The organism is Actinomycetota bacterium (assembly GCA_036280995.1).
Taxonomy (GTDB): domain Bacteria; phylum Actinomycetota; class CALGFH01; order CALGFH01; family CALGFH01; genus CALGFH01.
In genome coordinates, this window is sequence record DASUPQ010000633.1 from 1 (window position 1) to 4,061 (window position 4,061).

The following is a 4,061-nucleotide window of genomic DNA, read 5'->3' on the forward strand; positions in this document are numbered from 1 at the left end:
GAGGTCGACGCGCTCGACGAGCAGGCTGTGGACACGCATCTCCAGTCCGTGATCGACAAGGCGGCCCGCGTCGATATCTCGTTCAACGCGATCGGCATCCCTAATCCGAAGAGTCGTGTGCCCCTGGTCGAGCTGGACGTCGCCCGGTTCTCCCTGCCCATTGCGACGTACACGAGGGCGTACTTTCTGACCGCCCGCCTGGCCGCCCGGCGGATGGTCGCGAACCGATCGGGGGTGATCATGACCGTCACCGCAATCCCTTCGCGGACGGGCATCCCAGTGGTGGGAGGCGGCGGTCCGGCGATGGCCGCCGTGGAGGCGCTCACCCGAGGTCTATCCGCCGAGCTCGCACCTCAGGGTATTCGCGTGGTCGGTCTGCGACCCCAGGGGATGCCGGAGACCGGCAGGATCAAGGAGAGCTTCGAGCTTTACGCCAAGGCGTCGGGAATGACCTGGGAACAGTTCCACGAGTTCGGCGCAGCCAGGACTCACCCACGACGGCTTTCGACGCTCACGGAGATGACGAACGTGGCGGTCTTCATGGCTTCCGACCAGGCGAGCGGGATGACGGGAACGGTCGTCAACTTGAGCCTGGGAAGCCTGGATGACTAGTGGTCGGTCGCCGAGGTGGTTTGATAGGTGAGCCTTGACTTCGCCGGGGAGGACTCCATGACCTCGACGACTGATCCGCAGCTTGTCACGGCCGCTGAGGCCGCCCGCCTGCTGGGCGTCACCCGCCGGCAAGTCCTGGAACTGGCGACCTCCGCCGCCGACTTCCCAGCCGCTGAGCACACCTCCACCGGCGGTCGGGTGTGGCCGCGGGCGGCCGTGCATGCCTGGGTCGCTAACCATCCCGACCAGGGACCGATCTTCACCGGCCCCGACCTCCCACCGGACGGCGGCCATCCCCGGCAGATCTGGGCGGTGCTGAACCGTGCCGCCGACGAGGCTCAACCATCCCTGGATCGGCTACGAGCATCTGGTGCTCGGGATGCTGCACCCCGACTGTCCCGGGGCGGCCCGTCGGGTGCTGGAGTCCTTGGGGATCCGCCCCGAGCCGTTTCGCCAAGCGTTCACCCTCAGCATGGGCGACCCCTGGGACACCACCCCGACCCACACCACGCTCTCACCCGCCACCCAGCTCGTGCTGGAGCGGGCCAACCTGGAGGCCGCCCGGCTCGCCGACACCGAGGTCACCAGCGAGCACGTCCTGCTCGCCCTGATCAGCCGCGACCGCTTCCCGACCCGCTGGGTCGCCCGCGCCGGGATCACCGCTGAGGTGGTGCGCCAGCGGGTGCTGGACGCCACCGAGGGCGTCGTGCTGCCCGAGGCGGCGCCGCTCGAACCACCGCCGCCCGCCGAGGCCGACCTGGCGTACACCTTGGACCTGGCACCCAACCCCCTCGGCCACGATCCCCGCCGGCGGCGCCCCTGGGGTTCAAGAGGGTTCGGGGTGCCGCTGGACCGGCCACCCAAGAAAGGCATGCTGGGACGCCAGTACTTCGTCGACCGGGACGGCTATCCCGTGCTGACCACCGACGGCCGACCGGTGCACATCGTGGTCGACGAGGACACCGTGCCGGTGCTGGACGAACACGGCCAGGAGACGATCGGTCCGGTCGAGATCCCAGAAGGCGCCAGGCTGATCACTGGCCCCGACCCATCCTGACCCAGGTATCTCGGGGCAGCAGGTCGATACCTGGTCCCGCCGCGACACCGCCCTCTCGCCGTGACGCCCACTGGTTCAGACCCGGGCGGCGGTGTGGAGCCCCAGTTGCTGGACCGCGACCTGGATCATCTGGCTGGTGAATCCCCATTCGTTGTCGTACCAGCTCATGACCTTGACCAGGTCGCCGCCGACGACCCGGGTCATGTCCAGCTGGACGATGGAGGCGCGGGGATCCTTGACGATGTCGGCCGAGACCAGCGGATCCTCGGCGACGGCGAGGATTCCCTGGTACCGGTCGCTGGTTGCCTCCTGCCGCAGCACGTCGTTGACCTCTTCGGGCGTGGTGTCCCGCCCCACCACGAAGACGACGTCCGAGATGGACCCGACGACCACCGGGCCGCGCACGGAGACACCGTCGAAGCGACCCTCCATGGCCGGCAGCGCCTTGGCGGTGGCGGTGGCCGCCCCGGTGCTGGAGGGGACGAAGCTCTGGGCGGCGGCGCGGCCACGGCGCAGGTCCTTGGCGCCGCCGGGGCTGTCGACCAGGGCCTGGGTCGCGGTGTAGGCGTGCACGGTGGTCAGCACGGCCTTCTCGACGCCGAAGTGCCGGTCCAGGATCTCCACCAGCGGGGTGATGTTGTTGGTGGTGCAGCTGGCGCAGGAGATGATCTGGGTCTCACCGTCGGGCCGGTTGACCCCGTGGATGATGGTCGGCACGTCCGGGCTCTTGGTCGGGCCGGACAGGATCACCCACCTGGCGCCGGCGCGCACGTGCTTCTCGGCGTCCTCGCGGTTGGTGAACCGGCCGGTGCACTCCAGCACCAGGTCGATCTCGAGGTCGGCCCATGGAAGCTGCTCGGGGTCACGCTCGCTCAGGTACACCAGCGGCTTGCCGTCGATGACCAGCTTCCCGTCGACGGCGTCAACCTGCCGCTCGTAGCGACCGTACACGCTGTCGTACCTGAGCAGGTACACCATGTTCTCGAGCGAGCCGATCTCGTTCACCGCCACCACGTCGAGCTGCGGCTGCTCGAGGGCCAGCTTGAGGGCTGCCCGACCGATCCGGCCGAGCCCGTTGATCGCGACCTTGTTGGCCATCTGTGCCTCCTTCGAGGGTCAGGCCGAGGTCCGCTCGCTGCCGACCAGGTCCTGCTCGGCGGCGAACTCCCCGGCGAACGACGTGTCGCTGGTGAGCCGGAGGATCTTGAACTGGCCGTCGGCGCGCTGGCCGGTCTCCACCATGCGCCGGCGGTACCGGTCGTACTCGCCGGAGCGTACGACCCGGATGATGGGCGGGCCGTAGCGCAGCGACTTCCGCTTGGTCTGGTACTCGTCGTTCTGGCCCCCCAATGCCGCGTCCAGGCGGTCGACCAGCGCCGAACCGTCGTGCTCGGCGACCGGGTCGTCGAACTCGATGAGGAAGACCAGCCGCGGCGTGGTTCCCTCGACCAATTCGGCGACGGCGGCGATGAAGTGGTAGCGGCCCCGCAGCGCGGCCAGCGCCTGGTCGACGGCGGCGAGGACCTGGACCTCGTAGAGCTTCTCCCCGGTGAACGAGACGACGCCTTTCCCCTTCTGGATGAACCGGATGAGCGGGGTCTCGCCGTAGTGCCCTGCGACCTCGACGATGTCGTTCATGTCGTAGCGGTACAGCCCCGAGGCGTTGGTGACGTACACGAAATAGCGTCGCCCGACCTGCAGCTTGTCGACGGTCAGCAGGTGGCGGCCCTCTGGGGCGCGATCGTCGTCTGCGGGGTGGAATTCGAGCACGTTGGTGCCGACCGCGGTCACCCCGGCGTCACCCTGGTCGTTGAGCGGCACCGATCCGCGTAGCTCGGTGGCGTAGTAGCCGAAGTCCCTGACCGGCGTTCCCTGCGGGAAGTAGGTGTCGAACTTCGCCAGGTAGGCGCCGACGGTCCCACCCTTCCAGCACCCGACCGCGGCCAGCTCGGGCCATGCCAGCCCGGGCCGCAGCAGGCCGCCGCCGGCGGCGGCCGCCCGCTCCAGGTGCCTGGCGCGCTCTGGATCCGGTCGCAGGCGCAGGGAGTTCCGAAGGTCCTGGGGCACGGAGAACCGCGAGGAGAGTGTCCCGTCGCGGACGTCGCGGATGATCGGCTCAGTGTGCTCGGCAAGCCGGTCGCCGAGCAGCAGGACGGTGCTGGGGTTGACGGTGGCGATGCAGCTGATGTCCTGGCCGGCGGCCAGCCGCAGCAGCGTGTAGTACTTGGCCTCGTAGTCCTCGATGGCGAAGACCCCATAGGGGGCGGTGTACATCGACTTCACCGGTCCAGGCATGGTCCGGTAGCCGTGCCCGGACTCGGCCCCGACGGGGACACCACTGGGGGCGTGGGACTCGACCTCGGGACTGACCACGCTGAGGATCCGGCCGCCG

The 4,061-nt window shown here is 69.2% G+C and carries 4 protein-coding genes; 2 read left to right on the top strand and 2 right to left on the bottom strand.

Annotation, left to right across the window (positions count from 1 at the left end):
* Both VF468_21550 and VF468_21555 read left to right on the top strand, forming a co-directional pair.
* On the top strand, positions 1-612 hold a 612-nt coding region (locus VF468_21550), incomplete at its 5' end, for an SDR family oxidoreductase (GenBank protein HEX5880876.1).
* 322 nt (positions 613-934) lie between these two features.
* Positions 935-1,669 (top strand): Clp protease N-terminal domain-containing protein, encoded by a 735-nt coding sequence (locus tag VF468_21555; GenBank protein ID HEX5880877.1) that lies wholly within the window; start codon positions 935-937, stop codon positions 1,667-1,669.
* Between the two features lie 75 nt (positions 1,670-1,744).
* On the opposite strand, the gene VF468_21560 is transcribed toward VF468_21555, so the two are convergent.
* On the bottom strand, positions 1,745-2,767 hold the full coding sequence (locus tag VF468_21560; GenBank protein ID HEX5880878.1) for a glyceraldehyde 3-phosphate dehydrogenase NAD-binding domain-containing protein: 1,023 nt from the start codon (positions 2,765-2,767) through the stop codon (positions 1,745-1,747).
* 18 nt (positions 2,768-2,785) lie between these two features.
* A partial coding sequence (locus VF468_21565; protein ID HEX5880879.1) for a GH3 auxin-responsive promoter family protein occupies positions 2,786-4,061 on the bottom strand: 1,276 nt, incomplete at its 5' end.

Excerpts from the sequence above, each read along its gene's own strand:
- VF468_21560 (HEX5880878.1), bottom strand. The coding sequence starts at position 2,767 with ATGGCCAACAAGGTCGCGATCAACGGGCTCGGCCGGATCGGTCGGGCA.